Source organism: Calidithermus chliarophilus DSM 9957 (assembly GCF_000430045.1).
Taxonomy (GTDB): Bacteria; Deinococcota; Deinococci; order Deinococcales; family Thermaceae; genus Calidithermus; species Calidithermus chliarophilus.
In genome coordinates this window covers 2,264,510-2,283,834 of the sequence record NZ_KE387023.1, presented here as the reverse complement: position 1 = coordinate 2,283,834, position 19,325 = coordinate 2,264,510, and the positions used below count along the sequence as shown (strand labels likewise).

General features: G+C 69.1%; 15 protein-coding genes and 1 tRNA gene. 7 read left to right on the top strand and 9 right to left on the bottom strand.

Going from position 1 to position 19,325, the window contains the following annotated elements; translation table 11 throughout:
• Positions 1-90 precede the first annotated feature (90 nt).
• Positions 91-1,017, bottom strand: a complete 927-nt coding sequence (hslO, locus tag MEICH_RS0111095; protein ID WP_027892672.1) for an Hsp33 family molecular chaperone HslO — start codon at positions 1,015-1,017, stop codon at positions 91-93.
• A gap of 131 nt (positions 1,018-1,148) precedes the next feature.
• Here hslO and MEICH_RS0111090 point away from each other — a divergent pair, with 131 nt between their 5' ends.
• Entirely contained in the window at positions 1,149-1,664 is a 516-nt protein-coding gene (locus MEICH_RS0111090; RefSeq protein WP_027892671.1) for an HNH endonuclease, read from the top strand.
• Positions 1,665-1,934: 270 nt separating this feature from the next.
• Here the strand turns inward: MEICH_RS0111090 and MEICH_RS0111085 are convergent, their stop codons facing one another.
• From MEICH_RS0111085 to MEICH_RS0111065, 5 genes are all read right to left on the bottom strand, one after another.
• Positions 1,935-2,261, bottom strand: a complete 327-nt coding sequence (locus MEICH_RS0111085; protein WP_027892670.1) for an AzlD domain-containing protein — start codon at positions 2,259-2,261, stop codon at positions 1,935-1,937.
• Between the two features lie 175 nt (positions 2,262-2,436).
• The gene (locus tag MEICH_RS0111080; RefSeq protein WP_027892669.1) at positions 2,437-3,144 is read right to left on the bottom strand and encodes an AzlC family ABC transporter permease; all 708 of its coding nucleotides are present in this window, start codon (positions 3,142-3,144) and stop codon (positions 2,437-2,439) included.
• Between the two features lie 319 nt (positions 3,145-3,463).
• Positions 3,464-5,629, bottom strand: a complete 2,166-nt coding sequence (locus MEICH_RS0111075) for an alpha-amylase family glycosyl hydrolase (protein WP_174422436.1) — start codon at positions 5,627-5,629, stop codon at positions 3,464-3,466.
• Positions 5,630-5,658: 29 nt separating this feature from the next.
• Positions 5,659-8,982, bottom strand: a complete 3,324-nt coding sequence (gene pulA / locus MEICH_RS0111070) for a pullulanase-type alpha-1,6-glucosidase (RefSeq protein WP_027892667.1) — start codon at positions 8,980-8,982, stop codon at positions 5,659-5,661.
• A gap of 119 nt (positions 8,983-9,101) precedes the next feature.
• Positions 9,102-9,950, bottom strand: a complete 849-nt coding sequence (locus MEICH_RS0111065; RefSeq protein ID WP_027892666.1) for a DMT family transporter — start codon at positions 9,948-9,950, stop codon at positions 9,102-9,104.
• A 77-nt stretch (positions 9,951-10,027) separates the two neighbouring features.
• Between MEICH_RS0111065 and MEICH_RS0111060 the strand changes: the two genes are divergently transcribed.
• From MEICH_RS0111060 to MEICH_RS0111050, 3 genes are all read left to right on the top strand, one after another.
• On the top strand, positions 10,028-10,507 hold the full coding sequence (locus MEICH_RS0111060) for a coiled-coil domain-containing protein (RefSeq protein ID WP_027892665.1): 480 nt from the start codon (positions 10,028-10,030) through the stop codon (positions 10,505-10,507).
• 44 nt (positions 10,508-10,551) lie between these two features.
• Positions 10,552-10,628: transfer RNA gene (locus tag MEICH_RS0111055), tRNA-Ile, on the top strand.
• A 117-nt stretch (positions 10,629-10,745) separates the two neighbouring features.
• The gene (locus tag MEICH_RS0111050) at positions 10,746-11,903 is read left to right on the top strand and encodes a class I SAM-dependent rRNA methyltransferase (RefSeq protein ID WP_027892664.1); all 1,158 of its coding nucleotides are present in this window, start codon (positions 10,746-10,748) and stop codon (positions 11,901-11,903) included.
• A gap of 163 nt (positions 11,904-12,066) precedes the next feature.
• Here the strand turns inward: MEICH_RS0111050 and MEICH_RS0111045 are convergent, their stop codons facing one another.
• Positions 12,067-12,300 carry a CDGSH iron-sulfur domain-containing protein gene (locus tag MEICH_RS0111045; protein ID WP_027892663.1) on the bottom strand — a complete coding sequence of 78 codons (234 nt, stop codon included), beginning with the start codon at positions 12,298-12,300 and terminating at the stop codon, positions 12,067-12,069.
• Positions 12,301-12,465: 165 nt separating this feature from the next.
• Between MEICH_RS0111045 and MEICH_RS0111040 the strand changes: the two genes are divergently transcribed.
• Complete coding sequence (locus MEICH_RS0111040; protein WP_027892662.1) at positions 12,466-14,337, top strand: phosphoenolpyruvate carboxykinase (GTP); 1,872 nt, start codon at positions 12,466-12,468, stop codon at positions 14,335-14,337.
• A 186-nt stretch (positions 14,338-14,523) separates the two neighbouring features.
• Here MEICH_RS0111040 and MEICH_RS0111035 read toward each other — a convergent pair whose 3' ends face one another.
• Both MEICH_RS0111035 and MEICH_RS0111030 read right to left on the bottom strand, forming a co-directional pair.
• The gene (locus MEICH_RS0111035; protein WP_027892661.1) at positions 14,524-15,006 is read right to left on the bottom strand and encodes a DinB family protein; all 483 of its coding nucleotides are present in this window, start codon (positions 15,004-15,006) and stop codon (positions 14,524-14,526) included.
• 88 nt (positions 15,007-15,094) lie between these two features.
• On the bottom strand, positions 15,095-16,432 hold the full coding sequence (locus tag MEICH_RS0111030; RefSeq protein WP_027892660.1) for a hypothetical protein: 1,338 nt from the start codon (positions 16,430-16,432) through the stop codon (positions 15,095-15,097).
• Between the two features lie 177 nt (positions 16,433-16,609).
• Between MEICH_RS0111030 and MEICH_RS0111025 the strand changes: the two genes are divergently transcribed.
• Together MEICH_RS0111025 and MEICH_RS29340 are read left to right on the top strand one after the other, a co-directional pair.
• Entirely contained in the window at positions 16,610-18,928 is a 2,319-nt protein-coding gene (locus tag MEICH_RS0111025) for a bifunctional acetate--CoA ligase family protein/GNAT family N-acetyltransferase (RefSeq protein WP_027892659.1), read from the top strand.
• A gap of 4 nt (positions 18,929-18,932) precedes the next feature.
• On the top strand, positions 18,933-19,325 hold a 393-nt coding region (locus MEICH_RS29340), incomplete at its 3' end, for a sugar nucleotide-binding protein (RefSeq protein ID WP_036218507.1).

The window sequence follows — 19,325 nt, the reverse complement described above, 5'->3', positions numbered from 1 at the left end:
GCGTTTGGCGTTTTGCGTACGACGTAAGACGTACGACGTACGACCCGCGTCCGGCTACCGGCTATCGACCATCGACACCTTCCACCCCACCTACGCCTTCGGAATGTTCCGCGCTTCCTCCTCGCTCAGGGGGAGGGAGCGGATCTCCTCGGGCGTGATCTGGTACTTACGGCCGCACCAGTGGCACACCACCTCGGCCCCGCCGTCCTCGGCGATCATGTCCTCGCGCTCCTGGGAGCTGAAGTAGACCAGCGAGGCCGTGGCCCGCTCGCGGGTGCAGCGGCAGCCGAAGCGCACGGGGATGTGGCCTTCGTGGAAGCCCACGACCGAGAGGTCGGTGGGGTCGTAGGCGAGGCCCTCGAGCAGCGTCTGGACCGTGCCCTCGAGGCCTTCCGAGAGCAGCAGGTCGGTGATGCTGAGGCGCCCGGCCAGGTTGGCCTCGAGCCTGCTGATCACGGCGTCGGGGCAGCCGGGCATGACCTGGATCACCACGCCCCCCGCCACCTGCACCTCCCCTCCCCCGTGCACGCGCACCCCCAGCAGCAGCGCCGAAGGGATCTGCTCGGACTGCCAGAGGTAGTGGGCCAGGTCTTCGGCGATCTCGCCCGACACCAGCTCGATGCTCGACTCGTACAGATCGCCGCTGTTGAGCGCACGGGCCACCTTGAGCTCGCCGCGGCCCACCAGCCCGCCCACGTCGAGCTTGCCGTCGGAGCGCAGCGGGAGTTCGGCCCTGGGGTTCTTGACGTACCCCCGTACCAGGCCGTCCGGGGCGGCCTCGACGACGGGACCGCCCATCGGCCCGTCGCCCTGGAATTGCAGGGTGATGCGCTCTTTGGGGGTCTTGGAGAGCAGGTAGGTCAGGAGCACCACGCCCGTCAGGGCGCGTCCCAGCGCGGCGGTGGGGGTTTCGGAGAGCCCGTGCCGCTGGCGGGCTTCCTCCACGATGTCGGTACTTTCTACGGCCAGCACACGCAAATTGCCTTCTGCGGCCAGCCCGCGAATCAGGCGTCCCATACCGCTCTATGGTAGCGGCCTCGGGCCAACAGAAAAGGAGACAGTGCAGATTTCCCCCTCCCCTCGAGCCCCCGTCCCCACATGGTGAGCGTGACCGTTGGTTCCTGACGCAAATGCGGTATCTTGTAAACATGAACCTAGACCTGCCGCGCATTCTGGTGCTCAACGCTGGCTACGAGCCGCTGGGGCTTGCCAGTGTCAAGCGGGCAGTGATCCTCGTCATGAACGGCACCGCCGACGTGGTCGAGGATAGCGGTGAGTTTCTACGAACTCCAGGGCAGCCTTACCCGGTTCCGAGCATCATCCGCTTGAAACGTCTGGTACGCCGCCCTCCGGGGCGGCTGCCGCTTAACAGGCGCAACATCCTGCGCCGCGACGGCTACACCTGCCAGTACTGCGGGCGCCGCGGGGGCGAGCTCACCATCGACCACGTGCTGCCCAAGAGCCGCGGCGGGCGCAGCATCTGGGAAAACCTCGTCACCGCCTGCCGCAGTTGCAACCTGCGCAAGAAAAACCGCACCCCCGAGGAGGCCAACATGCGCCTCGCCAAGCGCCCCATGGCCCCCCGCCACAGCCTGCTCCTCGTGGCCGACCTGCCTAAGCTGCCGGAGGCGTGGAAGACGTATCTGCCGGAGATGGATCACTAGGCGGGGAGTAGGTCGGGCGTAGGGTGCTGAAGGCTGAATGTCGATGGTCGATGGCCGATAGCCGATAGCCGATAGCTAAACACAAAACGCCAAACGCGAAACGCAAGACGCGGGGCGCCTTGTCACCCCCTTAGCAAGGGGGGCCAGAGGGATACCCCCTCCCCGCGCGGGGAGGGACGGGGAGGGGTTCCTCATAGGCCACGAGCCACAAGCCACGAGTCCTTGGCCTTCCGCTGACCGATTACGCCTTACCGCTTCCCGGCCTCCCTCTCACAGCCCCAGCGCCTGCAACGCCCACAGGGCTAGCATTCCCGTCACGGTTGTCCAGAGCACGTTTTTGGTGCGCCAGGCCACGCCTGCGGCGATTACGGCGGCTAGAAGGCGCTCGTTGGAGAGGGTGAGTTGCAGGGTTCCGCCGTAGTAGACCAGGGCCTTGCACACCAGCGCCGAGAGCACGGCGGCCGGGACGTAGCGCAGGGCCCGGCGGAACCACTCAGGGGTCTGCATCCGGTGGGCGTAGCCGATGAAGGAGTAGCGCAGGTAGAAGGTCACCACGCCCGCGAGCAGGATGGTCACCCAGATCATCAGTTCGCTCATGGGATCCGCCTTCTCATACCGGATTCAAAAAGATAATCACCCAAACCAAAGACCTTCAGAGGCTATCTTTTTGAATCCTAGAGCACACCCCTCCCCTGACGGTCGGCGAAGCAAACGTCTCCCTTCGGTCGGGTCAGTTCGTCCCCATTCGGGAACGAACTGACCGAATCTGGTATCAGGCCGAGCGCCTGCGCTCGAGCCACATCCCCGCGCCGATCCCCGCCAGCGAGGCCACGATCAGGCCGAGGTTGTAGGGCAACGTCGCCGCGAACATCGCCGCGAGGCCGCCGACCAGCGCCGCGGCCGCCGTAGGCCGGTCCCGGATCGAGGCGAAGACCATCGCCATGAAGGAGAGCGGGATGGCGAAGTCGAGCGACCAGGAGGGCGGGACCTTGGCCCCCAGCCACGCGCCGACCCACACGGCCACCTGCCACACCACCCAGGTCAGGACGGAGCCGGTGATGTAGTAGACCCAGCGCGGCAGGGGGCTCGAGAAGCGCTCCTCCCGGAAGCGGTGCAGGGACAGCGCGTAAAGCTGGTCCACCATGATGTAGGCCCCCACCACCTTCCACGTCCTCTTCCAGTCGGCCAGGAGCGGGGCGAGGGAGGCGCTGTACATCAGGTAGCGGAGGTTGACCACGGTGACCGTCAGGACCACCACCAGCATGGGCGAGCCGGAGTCCATGAGCTGGTAGGCCGCCAGTTGCGCGGCCCCCGCGAAGAGCACCAGGGACGAGGCCATGGTCTGCAGCACGCTGAGCCCGGCACTCACGCCCGCCGCCCCGGTGATCAGCCCGAAGGGGACCACCCCCAACAGGCTCGGCCAGACGTCGCTGATGCTCTGAGAAGCTGCGCTTTGCGTGTGCTCTTTAAGCAAAGCCATGAACGAAAGTTTATCGCAGTTGGCCGGCAGGGGTATACGCCGTATGTCTTACGCCGTATGCCGGGTTATGCCGAATGTTGAACGTCGATAGTCGATAGCTGATAGCCGATAGCCCAACGCGGAACGCGGGTCGTACGTCGTACGCGAAACGCCAAACGCGAGACGCCAGACGCAAGACGCAAAACGCCTTGTCACCCCCCTTAGCAAGGGGGGCTGGGGGGGATAAACCCTCCCCGCCGGCGGGGAGGGACGGGGAAGGGTGCCTTTCATCACGAGCTCTGTACTTACCGCTGACGGCTGACCGCTGAAAGCTTACGGCTTACCGCTCACCGCCCCCTGTTCGCACCAGATAGCGCCAGCCCAGGGGGGGTAGCTCGAGCTCGCCCCGGTAGGTGCGGGCTTCGAGGGGGTCGCGCCAGGGGCCGGGGGGGAGCTCGAGGCGGGTGGGCTCGTTGCTGTTGTTGAACACCGCCAGGACCTCGCCGTCGCCGGGTTCGCCGCGCAGGAAGGCCATGACGGGGCCGTCGCCCTTGAAGGTGCGGAAGACGGGGCTGGTGAGGGCGGGGAGTTCCTTGCGCAGCAGGGCGAGCTGCTTGAAGTGGGCCTGGAGGTCGGGCTTGCAGCGGTCCCACTGCACGGGGTAGCGGTGCAGGTCGTAGGGGGGGCTGCTGGGCATCTCGCCGCCGAAGCCGCACTCGTCGCCCTGGAAGAAGACCGGCACGCCCGGCAGGGCGTAGAGCACCGCCGCCGCCAGCCGGACGCGGCCCAGCGCGTCCGCGGAGGGGGTGTCGCGCAGGCCCCCGCCGCCCAGGTCGGTGAGGACGCGAACGGTGTCGTGCGAGCCGATGAGGTTGAAGCTCATCGCGGCCACGGCCTCGGCGTAGGTGCCGTAGACGCGGGCGAGTTCGGGCAGCATGCGGCCGCCGCTGAAGAGGGTCCCGCCCCGGGCGTAGCGCAGCACCACCTCGCGGCCCACGGCGTAGTTCATCAGGGAGTCGAACTGGTCGCCCTGGAGCCAGCTCGAGTCGCGCTCCCAGATCTCGGCCACCAGGTAGGCGTCGGGCTTGACCGAGCGGGCCGCGCGGCGCAGCTCGGTGTAGAAGGCCTCGCGGTTGACGATGCCCTGGGGGTGGTCCACGCGCAGGCCGTCGAAGCCGAAGCGCAGCCAGTACTTCACGACCTCGAGCAAGTAGCGCTGCACCCCGGGGTTGGCGGTGTTGAGCTTGGGCAGGCTGCCGAAGCCGCCGTAGGTGTCGTAGGCAGTGGCGTCGCCGGGCACCAGGGGCCACTTCTTGATGAAGTACCAGTTCCAGTAGGGCGAGTTGCGGCCCCGCTTGACCGCGTCCTGGAAGGCGAAGAAGCCCAGCCCGGTGTGGTTGGGCACGAAGTCGAAGATCACCCGGATGCCGCGCTTGTGGGCCTCGTCGAGGGCCTTCTTCAGCAGCGCCTTGTCGCCGAACTTGGGCGAGACCTCGAGGTAGGAGTGGGTGTCGTAGCCGTGGGCCGAGCCCGAGGTGAAGAGGGGGTTGAAGTAGATGAGGCTCACGCCCTGTTCCTGCAGGTAGGGCAGCTTCTGGATGAAGCCCGCCAGGTCGCCACCGTAGTACTGGTGGCAGCAGTGGTCACCCGCCGGGGGGTCGGTCCACTTGGAGACGAAGGGCTTGGGCGCGCCGGGGTCCTTGTTCCAGGCCTGGTTGAAGTTGTACTCGTCGGTGGCGAGGGCCTTCTCGTCGTTGGCGGGGTCGCCGTTCCAAAAGCGGTCGAGGAAGACCTGGTAGCCCACCCGGCTGCCCACCCAGTCGAGCGCCGCGAAGGGCTGCTGGGGCGGGCGGAAGGGGCCGAAGTTCTGCTCCTGGCCGCCGGAGTCCACCACCCGAATGCGGTACTCGCCCGGCGAGGGCGGGACGGCGGCCCGCCACAGCTCTATGCCCCCGTAGGCCAGTTGCCGGTGCATGGGGTAGCGCTCGGCGGCCTCAAGGTAGGCCTCCTTTACCGCGCCCTCGCGCGCCTCGAAGCGCACCGAGAGCCTGCCCGCCGCCTGCGAGACGTAGCGCACCGCGGCCGGGTCGTGCTCGAAGCCGAGCGCCCCCGCCTCGTCCTCGGCGGGCTGGTCGGCCTGGGGCCGCACCTCGCGGAAGGCGTTGAGGCCGCCCTGCCCGTCGTCCACGCAGCCCTGGGCCTCGGCGTCTACCTGCGGGGTGCCGAAGGTGGGGTCGTCGCACATGTTCTTCGGCCACTGCCCGTTGATGAAGAACTTGTACTGCACGACTCCGGGCTCGAGCTCCACGCTCACCGCCCAGGTGCCGTTGTCCTGCTTGTGCATGGGAAGCTCGGCCCAGTTGTTGAAGCTGCCCCGCAGGCTCACCGAGCGCACCTCGAGGCTCGCCGGGGGGTCGTAGGTGAAGGTGACGGGGACTTTGGCCGCGATGGCGAGGGCCAGCAGGGCCACCACCAGCAGGGCCAACCGCCGCGTCAAGGCGTTCATGCGCGCCATTATCGCTCAACCTCCCGCGCTCATGGTCCGGGTTCGATGAAAACCGCCGCCGTGCGGCCCGGCACCCGGAACACCCCGTCCCGGTAGCTCGAGGCCTTGGTCACGGGGTCCACCGAGTTCTGCTGCACGGGGTGCAGGCGCCAGGCCCCGCGCAGGGCGGGGTCGTTGACCTGGGCCTCGCCGGGGGCGGCGTTGAACACCACCAGCACCCGCTTGTTGACCGGGTCGAGGGCCGGGGAGCCCGAGCCCAGCAGCATCACGATGAGGCCGGGGGTCTGGTTGGGGCCTTCGGGGAAGGATAAGCGCTCCTGCACGTCGCGGGCGGTGCGCAGGCGGAACAGCGGCGAGGACTTGCGGATGCGCAGCAACTCCTGGAAGTAGGCGGCGGCGTTCTGGATGTCCTGCGCCTTGACCACGAAGGCAGGGTTGGCCAGCAGCGGCCCCAGGTAGGGGTAACGCTCGCGGTTGTCGCCCTCCATCGGCAGGCCGATGCCCCAGTTGTGGGTCTGGTAACTCCAGTCGATGCGGTTGAACCAGTCGCCGGAGTTGTAGGAGTTGCGGTCGCCCGACTTCGAGCGCAGCAGGTCGTCGCCGGCCTGGAAGAAGGGAATCCCCTGGCTGAACATCACGATGGCCGAGCCCAGGTTGTGCATGCGGATGCGGTCGGCCAGCGAGGCATTTGCGGGGGCCTTGTACATCACCGCGTCGAAGAGGGTCTCGTTGTCGTGCTTGGAGACGTAGTTCATGCACTCCTGGGGGTCGGCGGTGTAGCCCGCGGGTTGCCCGTTGTAGTCCACCTGGCCGCCGGTGAGGTTGGGGCCTATGCGGTAGTCCTTGAGGCAGCCCGCCAGCCCCGAGCGGATCCACTGGGTCTGGGCCAGGAGCTTCTGCCGCTGGGCCTGGGGCGCGAGCTGCGTGAAGGCGCTGGGGGCGGTGAAGAGCCCGCTGATGAAGCCCTGCTCGCGGGGGTCGCCGAAGGGCCCGCCCCCGCGGGCCGCGTCGCGCAGGCGGTCGGAGTAGGTGGCGATGCCGGTCCCGGCCAGGTTGGCCTGGGTGGCGTTGACGCCCCTGGCATTATTGGCGACCTCCCCGAAGTTCCAGCCCTCGCCGTAGATCACGATCTTCTTGCCGTCCACGCCGTCTTTCTCGAGCGTCAGCTCGTCGAGGGCCTTGCGCACGGCCTCCATGTTGGCCTTCATGTGGTGGCCCATCAGGTCGAAGCGGAAGCCGTCGACCTTGTAGGCTTTGGCCCACAGCACCACCGAGTCCACCATCAGCTTCTCCATCATGCGGTGCTCGGTGGCGGTGTTCTGGCAGCAGGTGGAGGTCTCGACCAACCCGTCCTTGTTGAGGCGGTGGTAGTAGCCGGGCACGATGCGGTCGAGCACCGACTTCTCGGCCTGCCCCGAGGCGTTGGTGTGGTTGTAGACCACGTCCACCACCACCCGCAGCCCGATGCCGTTGAGCGCGGCGACCATCTGGCGGAACTCGAGGGTGCGCCCCGCCCCGTCGGGGTCGGTGGTGTAGGAGCCCTCCGGGGTGTTGAAGTGCCAGGGGTCGTAGCCCCAGTTGTAGCCGTCCTCGTCGCGGATGGCGCCGATGGCCTTCTGCTGCTCGGCGGAGTCGCGGGGGAAGCGCGAGAGGTCGCCGGGGTTCTTCCACTTCGACTTGTCCTCGTCGATGGTGGCGATGTCCATCACCGGCAGCAGGTGCAGGTGGGTGAGGCCGGCGTCGGCGAGGGCCTTCAGGTGCTTCATGCCGTTGGAAGTGGGCACGGTGAAGGCCCGGAAGGTGCCGCGTAGGTTCTCGGGCACGGTGTTGTCGAAGACGCTGAAGTCGCGCACGTGCAGCTCGTAGACCACCACGTCCTCGAAGGCCTCGAGCGGGGGCTTCTTCAGGCTGTCCCAGCCCTGGGGCTTGAGGTTGGCGTCGGCGAGGTCGGCGATCTGGCTGCGGCGGGAGTTGGTGGACAGCGCCAGCGAGTAGGGGTCGGTGACGAGGTTCTTCTCGAACTTGCCCGTGGAGTTCACCCAGACGTCGACCTCGTAGAGGTAGAAGCGGTTCTTCCACGAGGCGTCGCCGCGGATGCTCCACACGCCCTTCTCCTCGGCCATCTCGAGCACCCTCGGCTCTCCCCCGCTGCCGCGCTCGAAGAGGTGCAGCCTGACCGAGCGGGCGGTGGGCGCCCAGACGCGCAGCGTGGGCCTGCCGCCCTCCCAGCTCACCCCCAGCGGGCCGTTGTAGAAAAACAGCTCGTCGAGCACGCCGGGGATCTGCAAGGAGGTGGCGTCGGTGAGCTTACCGTCCTTGTCGAAGGCGGCCACGGCGGTCTGGGTCTTGAGGAAGCCGGGGACCTTCTCGAGCTCGTCCTGCGGCAGCCGGAAGGCCTTGTAGGCGGCGAGGTGCGGGAAGCGGGCCTTGAGGGATTGGGGCAGCTCGGCGGGCTGGAGCTCGAGGGCGAAGCCCCCGCTCAGGCCGTCGCGCCCCAGCTTCATGCGCCCGAAGGGGCTGTAGAAGAACCGCACGCTGCCGCCCGCGGGAACCTCCACGTTCCAGGCGATGAGGTCGCGGGCGAGCCAGTGGGCCTGGGCCTTGGCCAGGTCGCCCTTGGGAAGCGCGGTGACGTCGGGCTTCTGGCTGTAGATCTGGGCCGAGCCCGAGATCACCCACACCTCGCGGCCCATGGTCTCGATCAGCAGGAACATGTCGGGGCCGGGGTCCTTCTCGTCGCCCTTGTGCACGATGAAGCCCACCTTCTTGGCCCCCTCCTTCAGGCGGAAATCCCAGTAGGCGCCGAACTCGTCGATGCCGGTCTGGGGGAAGGGCTTGGTCCACTCGACGGCCTCAAGGGTGTCCTCCCACAGGTGCAGCCCCCAGCCCTCGTAGTTGCCGTCGGGGCGGTGGTAGTGGACGCGGGCGTAGCCCTCCTTGAGGGGCGGGGCCGCCTGGGCCTGGGGGTTGGGCTGGGCGGGTGCGGCGGCCTGAGCGCTCACCACCCGCACCGCGTTCCTGCCGCCGTTGCCGTCGTCCACGCAGCCTTCGGCCTGGGGGTCGATGTAGAGGCCCTTGTCGGTTTTGGTGCCGAAGGTGGCATCCTCGCACATGTCGCGCGGCCACTGGCCGTTGATGAAGAACTTGTAGGCGTAGCGCCCGGGCTGCAGGTCCACGCTGACGCTCCAGGTTTTGCCCTCGAGCTTCATCGGCGTCTCGCCCCAGTTGTTGAACGCCCCCCGCAGGCTCACCGACTTGACCTCGACGCCCGCCGGGGGGGTGTAGCTGAATTTGACCGGTACCGCAAAGGCGAATCCCAAAATCAACACGATCCAGGCCGACAAGCCCCGCATGGACACCTCCTGTAGAAACGCTTCCAAGATACCGCAGGGCCGGGATTACCGCAAAGGCCAGCCACCCAAGGTCGTACACGAGGCGCCAAACGCCATAGCGTTCGGCTGTCGGCTGCGAGCTAGGAACGCTTCCCGCGCCCCTCGAGCGTCAGGATCAGCAGGCCCAGCAGCACCAGCGCCGAGCCCGCGTAGCCCAGCGGCCCGAAGCGCTCGCCCCACCACGCGAAGGCCACCGCCGCCGCGACCACCGGCTCGAAGGTGGCGACCACCGCGGCGCGGGTGGCCTCGAGGCGCCGCAACCCCGCGTAGTAGGCCAGGTTGGCGCCGTAGGTCGCCAGCAGGGCGATGAACAGCAGGGCCGCCCAGGCCAGCAGGCTCTTGCCGTGGAACTCGACCAGCGGGAACAGCCCCAGCGCCCCCACCGGCAGGGCGTAGAGGAAGACCGTGGCGGTGGCGTAGCGGTTCAGGTAGAGCTTGCCGAAGATGTAGTACAGCGCGTAGGTGAAGGCCGAGAGCATGCCCCAGAACAGCGCCGCTGCTGAAAGGCGCACCTCACCCCCCTGCAGGCTGATCGCCGCCACCCCCAACAGGGTCAGGGCCAACGCCCCCAGCTTCCCCGGCGTCATGCGCTCGCGCAGCAGCAGCCAGGCCAGCAGCGCCACCAGCGCAGGAGCGGTGTAGAGCAACACCGCCGCCAGCGCCGCGCCGCCGGTCTGCACGGCGAGCTGGTAGGCCGCGTAGAACACCGAGATCCCCAGCACCCCGAAGCCCAGCACCGCCGGCAGGTCGCGGGGAGCCACCCGGGCCTGCCGCATGACCAGGGCGTGCGTGCCGAACAGGACGCTGCCGATGGCGGCCCGCCAGAAGGCGACCTCGAGCGGCGTGATCCCCTCCTGGAACGCCAGCTTGGAAAATGAGCCCAGCAAACCCCATAGGGTCGCGGCGACGAGAACGAAAACGTAGCCCACTGGGGCCGAGTCTACCTTGTCGCGCCGCCGGACCGTTGGGCTTTCACTTGGCATTGGTATAATCCCGGCGGAGCCTTATGAGGCCACGCGTAATCTTCATCACCCTGGTGCTGGTGCTGCTGGCCGTCTTCGCCATGGCCAACTGGCCGCTCATCATGGCCTCGCAGTCGCTCTCCCTCGTCTTCACGCGGGTCGAGGCCCCGCTGGGCCTGATCCTCCTCATCGCCGTGGCGGTGCTCTCGATCTGGTACGTGATCCTCTCCATCGGCACCGAGACGGCGGCGCTTCTGGAGGTCAAGAAGTACGCCCGCGAGATCCTGGCCCTGCGCAAGCAGGCCGAAGACGCCGAGGCCAGCCGCTTAGTCGAGGTCAAGAAGCTCATCCAGGAGGAGTTCGAGACCCTGCGGAGCCAGATCAACGAGCGCTTCGCCCAGTCCGAGAACACCCTCATCGACGAGCTGGAGAAGGCCGGGAACACCCTGGCGGCCTACATCGGGGAGCTCGAGGACCAGATCACCGGCCAGGACCGCCACCCCCCGCCCCCGCCGCTGCGCTGAAGCGTTGAGCCGGCCCGGGAAAACCGCTAAACTGGCAAGGGTTTGGGCCGTTAGCTCAGTTGGTCAGAGCGGGGGACTCATAATCTCTTGGTCGCAGGTTCAAGTCCTGCACGGCCCACCAACGAAGCCACAGTAGCCGGGGTCTTTCGGGGCCCCGGTTCGCCGTCGTGGGCCGCGCGCCCGGCAAAGCGAGGGGGTGCTCGAGCCGGCTCGAGCGCCGGGGTCTTATCCTTGAAGGGTGCTGAAGGCTGTCCTCAAACCCGGCAAGGAGAAGAAAGTCCGCAACTACTACCCCGGCGTGTTCGCCGACGAACTGGCCGAGGCCCCGCCCGCCGCGGGCGTCACCGAGCTCTACGACGCCGAGGGGCAGTACGCCGCGACCGGCTACTTCGACCCCAAGAGCCGGGTGGCCCTGCGCGTCTACCGCTGGGAGCGCGGCAACCTGGACCGGGCGCTCTTCCGCAGGCGCCTCGAGGTCGCCCAGTCCAAGCGGGAGCACCTGGGGCCCTTCCACCGCCTGGTCCACGCCGAGGCCGACGGGCTGCCGGGGCTCGTGGTGGACCGCTTCGGGGAGACCCTGGTGGTGCAGGTGCGCAACCGGGCTATGGAGGCCCTGCGCGAGTTCTGGCTGCCGGCGCTGCTCGAGGTCGCCCGGCCCGCCGGCGTCTACGAGCGCTCCGACGTGGACGCCCGCAGGCAGGAGGGCCTGCCCGAAAAGGTGGGCGTGATCCACGGCAGCGTGCCGGAGGTGCTCGAGGTCGAGGAGGACGGCCTGGTCTTCCCCATCCCCCTCGGCCTGGCCCAGAAGACCGGCTTCTACCTCGACCAGCGCGATAACCGCCGCCTGCTCGAGGGCCGGGTCAAGCCCGGCGAGCGCGTGCTCGACGTGTACAGCTACGTGGGCGGCTTCGCCTTGCGGGCGGCCCGCGCCGGGGCCTACGCCCTGGCGGTGGACAAGGACCTCGACGCCCTGGCGGTGCTCGACCACGCCGCCCGCCGCCACCGCCTCGCCGTGGACATCCGCTCCGGCGACGCCCTCGAGGTGCTCAAGGACCTCGCCAAGAAAGCCCAGCCCTTCCACCACGTCCTGCTCGACCCGCCCACCCTGGTCAAGAAGCCCGACGAGTTGCCCCGGGTCAAGCGCCTGCTGGTCGAGCTGCTCAACCACGCCCTCGGGTTGCTCGCCCACAGGGGCTATTTGTGGCTGTCGAGCTGCGCCTACTACCTCACCCTGGAGGACCTGCTCGAGGTCACCCGCCGCGCCGCCGCCGACCAGCGCCGCCGACTGCGCGTGGAGACCGTGACCTACCAGCCCAGCGACCACCCCTGGAGCCTGCACGTGCCGGAGTCGCTGTACCTCAAGACGTTGGTGGTGCAGGATGATCCGTTGGGGTGAGGTCGATGGTCGATAGTCGATAGCTGATAGCCAAACGCCAAACGCAAAACGCCAAACGCAAAACGCGAGACGCAAAACGCAGAACGCCTTGGCCCTCGGCCCTCCGCCCTCGACGGCGGGGAGGGCCGGGGAGGGGTCTACCACGAGCCACAGGTCGCTGGCCTTACCGTCCCTCTCCCCCCGGCCCAAGCTCGGTGAGTTCGATCTCCCCTGCTCTCGCTTCGAACCCCACCCGCTTGTGGGTGCCGTCGCAGAAGGGCTTGTTGCTCGAGTGGCCGCAGCGGCACAGGGCCAGTTTGGCGCGCTCGAGGTGCTGCTCTGCCCCGTTCACCCTCAGCCCGGCGCCCTGCGGCAGGTCGATGGCGATGGAGGCGTTTTCGCGGAAGCGGATCCTCATGGGACTTCAGGATACCCCCCTGGTCTCGGGAGGGGCGGGCTGAATGTCTCTGGTGGGGGCGGGCTTTGTCGGGAAAACTACGATCAGATCGGGATCTGCCCCTGGCGCAGGGCCGGGGCGAGGCCTGGATTGGGAGGTATAGTACACATGACGGTAAAGTATCGTATGGCAACCGTAAATGTAGACACCCTCGAGTTCCCCGGTTACGTCAAGAGCCCTCGAGCCAAGCAGTGGATCGCCGAAATGGTGGCCCTGTGCAAGCCCGACAGCGTCCACTTCTGCGACGGCAGCGACGAGGAATACCAGCAGATGTGCGACTTACTCGTGGAGAAGGGCACCTTCATCCGGCTCAACCCGGAGCTGCGGCCCAACTCCTTCCTGGCGCGTTCGGACCCCTCCGACGTGGCCCGGGTTGAGGACCGCACCTTCATCTGCAGCATCAACAAGGAGGACGCCGGGCCCACCAACAACTGGGTCAACCCCCGCGAGATGCACGAGACGCTGCAGAAGCTCTTCGACGGCTGCATGCGCGGGCGCACGATGTACATCGTGCCCTTCTCGATGGGGCCGCTGGGCTCGCCCATCAGCTACATCGGCATCGAGATCACCGACTCGGCCTACGTCGTGGTCAACATGAAGATCATGACCCGCATGGGCAAGCAGGTCTTCGAGGTGCTGGGCGAGAGCGACCAGTTCGTGCCCTGCGCGCACACGGTGGGGATGCCGCTTAGGGACGGCCAGCCCGACGTGCCCTGGCCCTGCAACCCCGACGTCAAGTACATCGTCCACTTCCCCGAGGAGCGCAGCATCTGGAGCTACGGCTCGGGCTACGGCGGCAACGCGCTGCTGGGCAAGAAGTGCCTGGCGCTGCGCATCGCCAGCGTGATCGGGCGCGACGAGGGCTGGCTGGCCGAGCACATGCTGATCCTGGGCGTTGAGGACCCCAAGGGCCAGAAGACCTACGTCGCCGCCGCCTTCCCCTCGGCCTGCGGCAAGACCAACTTCGCGATGCTGATCCCGCCCAAGCCCTTCCAGGAAGAAGGCTGGAAGGTGACCACCGTGGGCGACGACATCGCCTGGATCAAACCCGGCCCCGACGGGCGGCTCTACGCCATCAACCCCGAGGCGGGCTACTTCGGCGTCGCCCCCGGCACCTCCTACAAGACCAACCCCAACGCCATGGAGACCCTGCGGGCCAACACCATCTTCACCAACGTGGCCCTCACCCCCGAGGGCGACGTGTGGTGGGAGGGCATGGACGGCCCGCCGCCCGCCAAGGCCATCGACTGGCAGGGCAACGAGTGGACCCCCGACTCCGGGCGCAAGGCCGCCCACCCCAACGCCCGCTTCACCGCCCCCGCCAGCCAGAACCCGGTCATCGACCCCGAGTGGGAAAACCCCAAGGGCGTGCCGATCAAGGCCTTCATCTTCGGCGGGCGCCGGGCGACGGTGGTGCCGCTGGTCTACCAGAGCTTCAACTGGACCTTCGGGGTCTACCTGGGTGCGACCATGGGCTCGGAGATGACCGCCGCCGCCTTCGGCCAGATCGGGGAGGTGCGCCGCGACCCCTTCGCCATGCTGCCCTTCATCGGCTACCACATGGCGAGCTACTTCAACCACTGGCTCGACATGGGCCGCCGCGTCGTGGACCCCCCGCGCATCTTCAGCGTCAACTGGTTCCGCAAGGACAAGAACGGCAACTTCGCCTGGCCCGGCTTCGGCGAGAACATGCGGGTGCTGAAGTGGATCGTGGACCGGGCCAACGGCCGCGGCCGCGGCACCGAGTCCCCGCTGGGCTACGTGCCCCACTACGAGGACATCGACTGGCGCGGCCTGGACTTCTCCAAGGAGCAGTTCCAGGAGCTCATGGCCATCGACCGCGAGCTCTGGCTCAAGGAGATCCTCTCGCACGAAGAGCTCTTCATCAAGCTCTACGAGCGCATGCCCAAGGAGTTCCTGGCCATGCGCGAGCTGCTGATCTCCAACCTCTGGCGCTCGCCCGAGCACTGGGACGTGGGGGAAGTCAACAACTCGTAATACTAGATTCGGTCAGCTCGCCGCCGTCCGGCGGCGAGCTGACCGAAGGGAGTGCTCTAGGATTCAAAAAGATAGCCTCTGGGGCCTTTGGTTTGGATGATTATCTTTTTGAATCCGGTATAAGGAGACTGTAGCGCGGGCCGGTGGGGCGGGCCGGTGGCCCGCCCCACCACGTTGATCAGGACGTCACGGCACCAGCTTCACGACCTGCCGGATGGCCCCCAGGTGGTAGGCCACGTGGGCGAGTGAGGCTGCCAGCCCGCCCGCCGCGTCCTCGTCCCAGGCTTCGGTTTTGCGGGCCAGGTCCACGACGGCCTGGTACGCCGCGCGCACCCGGTCCCGGGTGGCCTGCCACCGGGCCGCGTCCACGGCCCGGGGCTCGAAGCTGCCCTTCCAGTCGAAGGGGCCCCGGTCGCCGCCGGCCCAGCGCACCATGACCTCGAGGTGAAACGCCACGTGCGCCGCGTGCGCGGCCACGCTGGTGCCCAGGGCCGTGGGGTCGGAGGCCTGCTCGGCGGTGAGCGCGTCCAGGGTGGCGAAGAGGCCGTGGTTGCCGCTGCCGTCGGGATTGGTGTTGTCCAGGAAGGCGGTCCCCTCACCCGGCCTGCCGCCCTCACAGGCTTCCCGCAGCACGTCGAGCCAGCTTTCGACGAAGACCTTTTCGCTCATGACAGAATGATACCCGCCGGTTCTGGCCCCGTTCAACCTCTCGAGGGGATGCCCGTGCGCGGGGGCACGGGGCCCCGCGCCCCCGCGTTCACTCGACCCCTTCCGCCTTCAACTCCTCGGCCAGCGGCTCGTAGCCCTTGCGGCCCATCAGGGCGTAGGTGTACTCCTTGCCCAGCTCCACGCCGGGCTGGTCGAAGGCGTTGATGCCCCACAGCTCGCCCAGGAAGGCGGTCTGCCACATGAGGTGCTGCATCAGCCAGCCCAGGGTGTAGGCGTCGAGGCGCTCGAGCACGAAGGCGAAGTTGGGCTGCTGCGCCTTGGCGAGGGCGTGGGCGGTGGCCTTGGCCTCGGCGCTCAGCAGCTCGAAGAAGCTGCGGCCGAAGAGGTAGTCGAGGGCCTCGAGCCCGGCCACGGCGGGGATCTCGAGGTCTTCGGTGGCCTCCTCCAGGCGCACGAGGGTGATGAGCTTGTCGTGGGGGCCCTCGCGGAAGAGCTGCACCTGGGCGTGCTGGTCGGTGGTGCCGATGGCCCGCACCGCGGTGGTGCCGGTGCGCACCTCCTCGCCGGCGCGGTTGACGGCCTTGCCCAGCGACTCGTCGTGGAGCTGCACGAACCAGTCGGGGAGGTAGCGCAGGCGGGTGGAGTAGGGCATGAAGACGTTGACGTTGAGGCCCTTGCGGCTGAGCCGGTCGTGGACGAGGGCGGTCTGGGCGGGCAGGTTGGCCTCGGCGTCGGCTTGGGCGGTCTCGTTGGCCTTGCGGCAGCCGGCGAGGAAGGCCTCGAGGTCCACGCCCACGAAGGCCAGGGGCAGCGTGCCCACCGGGCAGGTCACGCTGAAGCGCCCGCCCACCGCCGGGGGCACCTCGAAGGCGGTGAGCCCCTCGGCCTGGGCGTAAGGGCGCAGGATGCCCTTGGCGGGGTCGGTGGTGACGACGACGTGCTCCTTCCAGCCGGCGCCCAGGGCGTCCTCGAGCCAGCGCCGGAAGGCCAGGAAGGCGGCCATGGTCTCGGCGGTGGAGCCCGACTTGCTGATGACGTTGACCAGGGTCTTGCGGGGGTCGAGCGCGCGGAGGAGCTCGAGGATGGGCTCGGGCTCGACGTTGTCCACGAAGTGCAGGCGCACCGGGCCCTTGCCCAGCGCCGCGCTCACCGCCTGCGCCCCCAGCGCCGAGCCGCCGATGCCCAGCACCACGAAGTCCTCGACCCAGGCGTTGGCCTGGCGGTAGCGCAGCACGTTCCGCACGGCCTCGGTGTCCTCGGGCACGTCGATCCAGCCGAGGAATTCGGCCGCGTCGCCCCGGCGCTGCCAGAGGGCGTCGCGGGCGGCCTCGAGCCGCTTCTTCTCTTCCCGCAAGGCTTCGTCGAGGCCGAAGCCCTGTGCTCCGACGCGGCGGGGGTCCAGGTTGCTGAGGTCTAGGCGCAACATGGGGCCATGCTACCGGATGGGGCGGGGCGCGGGGAACGGGCGGGGAAGCCGGAGAGGTTGTTGGGGCGGGGCCTCAACCTGGAGAATACGGGGGAGAACAGGCCCCGTCGTGGCCCTCGGACCAACGCCCCTGGCGCGTGAGCGCAGGCTCGAGCACCCTAACCGGAGGAGAAGCCCATGCCCGACCGCTACTACCCAGTGCCCACCCCGCAGCACGGCCTCGAGTCGGGGCCGGTGCTCCTCAAGGACGGCCGCACCGCCTTCCTGCGCCAGGCCACCCCCGCCGACCGGGGCCTGTTCCTGGACTTCCTCGGCCGCCTCTCGTCCCAGGCCCGGCAGTACCGCTTCTTCTCCGAGATCAGCCCCGAGGCCGCCGTGGACCTGCTGCTCAAGCAGAAGCCCGGCGAGGAGCGCTTCACGCTGGTGGTGCTCGCGGGCGACCCCCAGCGCATCATCGCCACCGGGGAGTTCGTGCCCGAGGGGCCCGGCGCCGACAGCGCCGAGGTGGCCTTCCTGGTGGACGACTGGTACCAGGGCAAGGGGCTGGGGACGCTGCTGCTCGAGCGCTTAGCCCTCATCGCCGCGCGGCGGGGCATCCGGCGTTTCCACGCCTTCACGCTGCTGGAGAACCGGCAGATGCTCGACGTCTTCCGCAGCAGCGGCTTCCAGGTGCACACCGAGAACGAGGCGGGCGAGGTGGAGGTCACCTTCGAGATCGAGCCCAGCGCCGAGACCGTGGCCCGCTTCGAGTGGCGCGACCAGGTGGCGACGCTGGCCTCGCTCTACCCCTTCTTCCGGCCGCGCGGCGTGGCGGTGGTGGGGGCCAGCCGCGACCCGGAGAGCGTGGGCTACCGGGTGCTGGAGAACCTGGTCAGGAACCGCTTCGCCGGGCCGGTCTACCCGGTCAACCCGGCCGCCTCGCCCGCCGCGGGCGAGGTGCTGGTGGTGGGCTCGATCCTGGCCTACCCCTCGGTCAAGGCCATCCCGGGGCCCGTGGACCTCGCCATCCTCACCACCCCGCCCGACCAGGTGGTGGCCGCCGCCGAGGCCTGCGGGCAGCGGGGGGTGCGGGCCATCGTGGTGCTCACCATCCGCCTCGAGCGCCCCACCACCCTCGCGCTGGTGGAGGTGTGCCGCCGCTACGGGATGCGGCTGGTGGGGCCGGGCTCGCTGGGCTTCATCCACACCCACCCCGAGGTGCGCCTCGCCGCGGGGCTGGTGCCCATGCCCGCCCACGGCAACGTGGCGCTCTCCTCGCAGAGCGGCTCGCTGGGGCTGGCGGTGCTGGAGTACGCCCGCGAGGTGGGGCTGGGCCTGTCGAGCTTCGTGAGCCTGGGGGCCAAGGCCGACGTCTCGAGCAACGACCTGCTGCAGTTCTGGGAGGACGACCCCGAGACCGGGCTGATCCTGCTGTACCTCGAGTCCTTCGGCAACCCCCGCCGCTTCGCCCGTCTGGCGCGGCGGGTGGGGCGCAAGAAGCCCATCCTGGTGGTGCGGCCCGGGCGCGACCCGGTGGTGGAGGCCCTCTTCGCCCAGGCCGGGGTGATGCGGGCGGAGAGCCTGGAGGAGATGTTCGACGCCGCCGCGCTGCTCGCCCACCAGCCCGCCCCCGCCGTGCGGCCCGACGGCAGCCACCGCGTGGCCCTGGTCTCCAACGCCAGCGGCCCCGGCACCCTGGCGGTTGAGGCGCTGCGGGCGATGGGCCTCGAGGTCACCCACCACGACCTGGGCTCGGTGGCGGGCCCCGACGAGTTCGGCCAGGCCGCCCGCGAGGTGCTGCACGACGAGCGCTACGACAGCGCCATGGCCCTCTTCGTGCCCATGGGCTTCTCCGACCCGCTCGAGGTGGCCGAGGCCCTGCGCCAGGCCCTGCTCGAGGCCCGCGCCGCGGGGAGCGCCAAGACGGTGCTGGCCTGCTTCATGACCGCCAGCCGGATGCTCTTCGGGGTGGGCCAGGAGCAGGTGCCCGTCTACCGCTTCCCCGAGTCGGCGGCCCGCGCGCTGGGCCTCACGGTGGCGCACGCCCGCTGGCGCTCCCGCCCCACCGGCGAGTTCCCCGACTTCGAGCCCGACCTCGAGGCCGCCCGCGCCCTGCTGCAGGGGCGCCAGGGCGAGCTCGGGGCGCAGGAGGCCGAGCGCCTGCTGGGGCTCTTCGGCATCCCCCAAGCCCCCGAGGCCGAGGGGCTGGCGCTGGGGCTGGAGGTGCGCCACGACGAGCTCTTCGGCCCGGTGATCTCGCTGAGCCTGACCGATCTGCCGCTGGGGCCGCAGCTCCTCGCCGTGCGCATCACCCCCCTCTCCGACCAGGACGCCGCCGAGATGGTGCCTGCGCTCGCAGGCAAGGCCGACACCGCCGCGCTGCAGGACCTGCTGCTGCGGGTCTCGCAGATGGTCGAGGAGCTGCCCCGGCTGCACGAGGTGCGGCTCGAGCTGCGGGCGGGGCAGGGGGGCTACCGCGTCACCCGGGCCCGCTTCGAGCTCCAGCCGCTATCCTGATCCCGTGCGGCTCTTCGTCACCGGGGGCACGGGCTACGTGGGCCGGGAGTTGGTGCGGCAGGCGCTCGCGCTCGGCTGGGAGGTGGCCGCCGGCCACTTCCGCCAGCCGCCCCTCCCCTACCCCGCCGCCTGGGTCCCGCTCGACCTGCGGGACCGGGGGGCGGCGCGGGAGGCGCTCGAGGCCCTCCGCCCCCACGCCCTGATCAACACCGCCTACGCGCAGTCCGGCCCCGACCTCACCCCCCTCACCGCCGAGGCGCCCGGGCACCTGGCCCGGCTCGCCCGCGGCCTGGGGGCGCGGTTCATCCAGCTCTCCACCGACGTGGTCTTCGACGGGGAGGCCGGCCGACCCTACCGCGAGGACGACGTGCCCAACCCCCTGAGCGAGTACGGCCGG

Bases quoted from the DNA above. Each gene is read 5' to 3' on its own strand.
- hslO (WP_027892672.1), bottom strand. From the start codon at position 1,017: ATGGGACGCCTGATTCGCGGGCTGGCCGCAGAAGGCAATTTGCGTGTG.
- MEICH_RS0111090 (WP_027892671.1), top strand. From the start codon at position 1,149: ATGAACCTAGACCTGCCGCGCATTCTGGTGCTCAACGCTGGCTACGAG.
- MEICH_RS0111085 (WP_027892670.1), bottom strand. From the start codon at position 2,261: ATGAGCGAACTGATGATCTGGGTGACCATCCTGCTCGCGGGCGTGGTG.
- MEICH_RS0111080 (WP_027892669.1), bottom strand. From the start codon at position 3,144: ATGGCTTTGCTTAAAGAGCACACGCAAAGCGCAGCTTCTCAGAGCATC.
- MEICH_RS0111075 (WP_174422436.1), bottom strand. From the start codon at position 5,629: ATGAACGCCTTGACGCGGCGGTTGGCCCTGCTGGTGGTGGCCCTGCTG.
- pulA (WP_027892667.1), bottom strand. From the start codon at position 8,982: ATGCGGGGCTTGTCGGCCTGGATCGTGTTGATTTTGGGATTCGCCTTT.
- MEICH_RS0111060 (WP_027892665.1), top strand. From the start codon at position 10,028: ATGAGGCCACGCGTAATCTTCATCACCCTGGTGCTGGTGCTGCTGGCC.
- MEICH_RS0111045 (WP_027892663.1), bottom strand. From the start codon at position 12,300: ATGAGGATCCGCTTCCGCGAAAACGCCTCCATCGCCATCGACCTGCCG.
- MEICH_RS0111040 (WP_027892662.1), top strand. From the start codon at position 12,466: ATGGCAACCGTAAATGTAGACACCCTCGAGTTCCCCGGTTACGTCAAG.
- MEICH_RS0111035 (WP_027892661.1), bottom strand. From the start codon at position 15,006: ATGAGCGAAAAGGTCTTCGTCGAAAGCTGGCTCGACGTGCTGCGGGAA.
- MEICH_RS0111030 (WP_027892660.1), bottom strand. From the start codon at position 16,432: ATGTTGCGCCTAGACCTCAGCAACCTGGACCCCCGCCGCGTCGGAGCA.
- MEICH_RS0111025 (WP_027892659.1), top strand. From the start codon at position 16,610: ATGCCCGACCGCTACTACCCAGTGCCCACCCCGCAGCACGGCCTCGAG.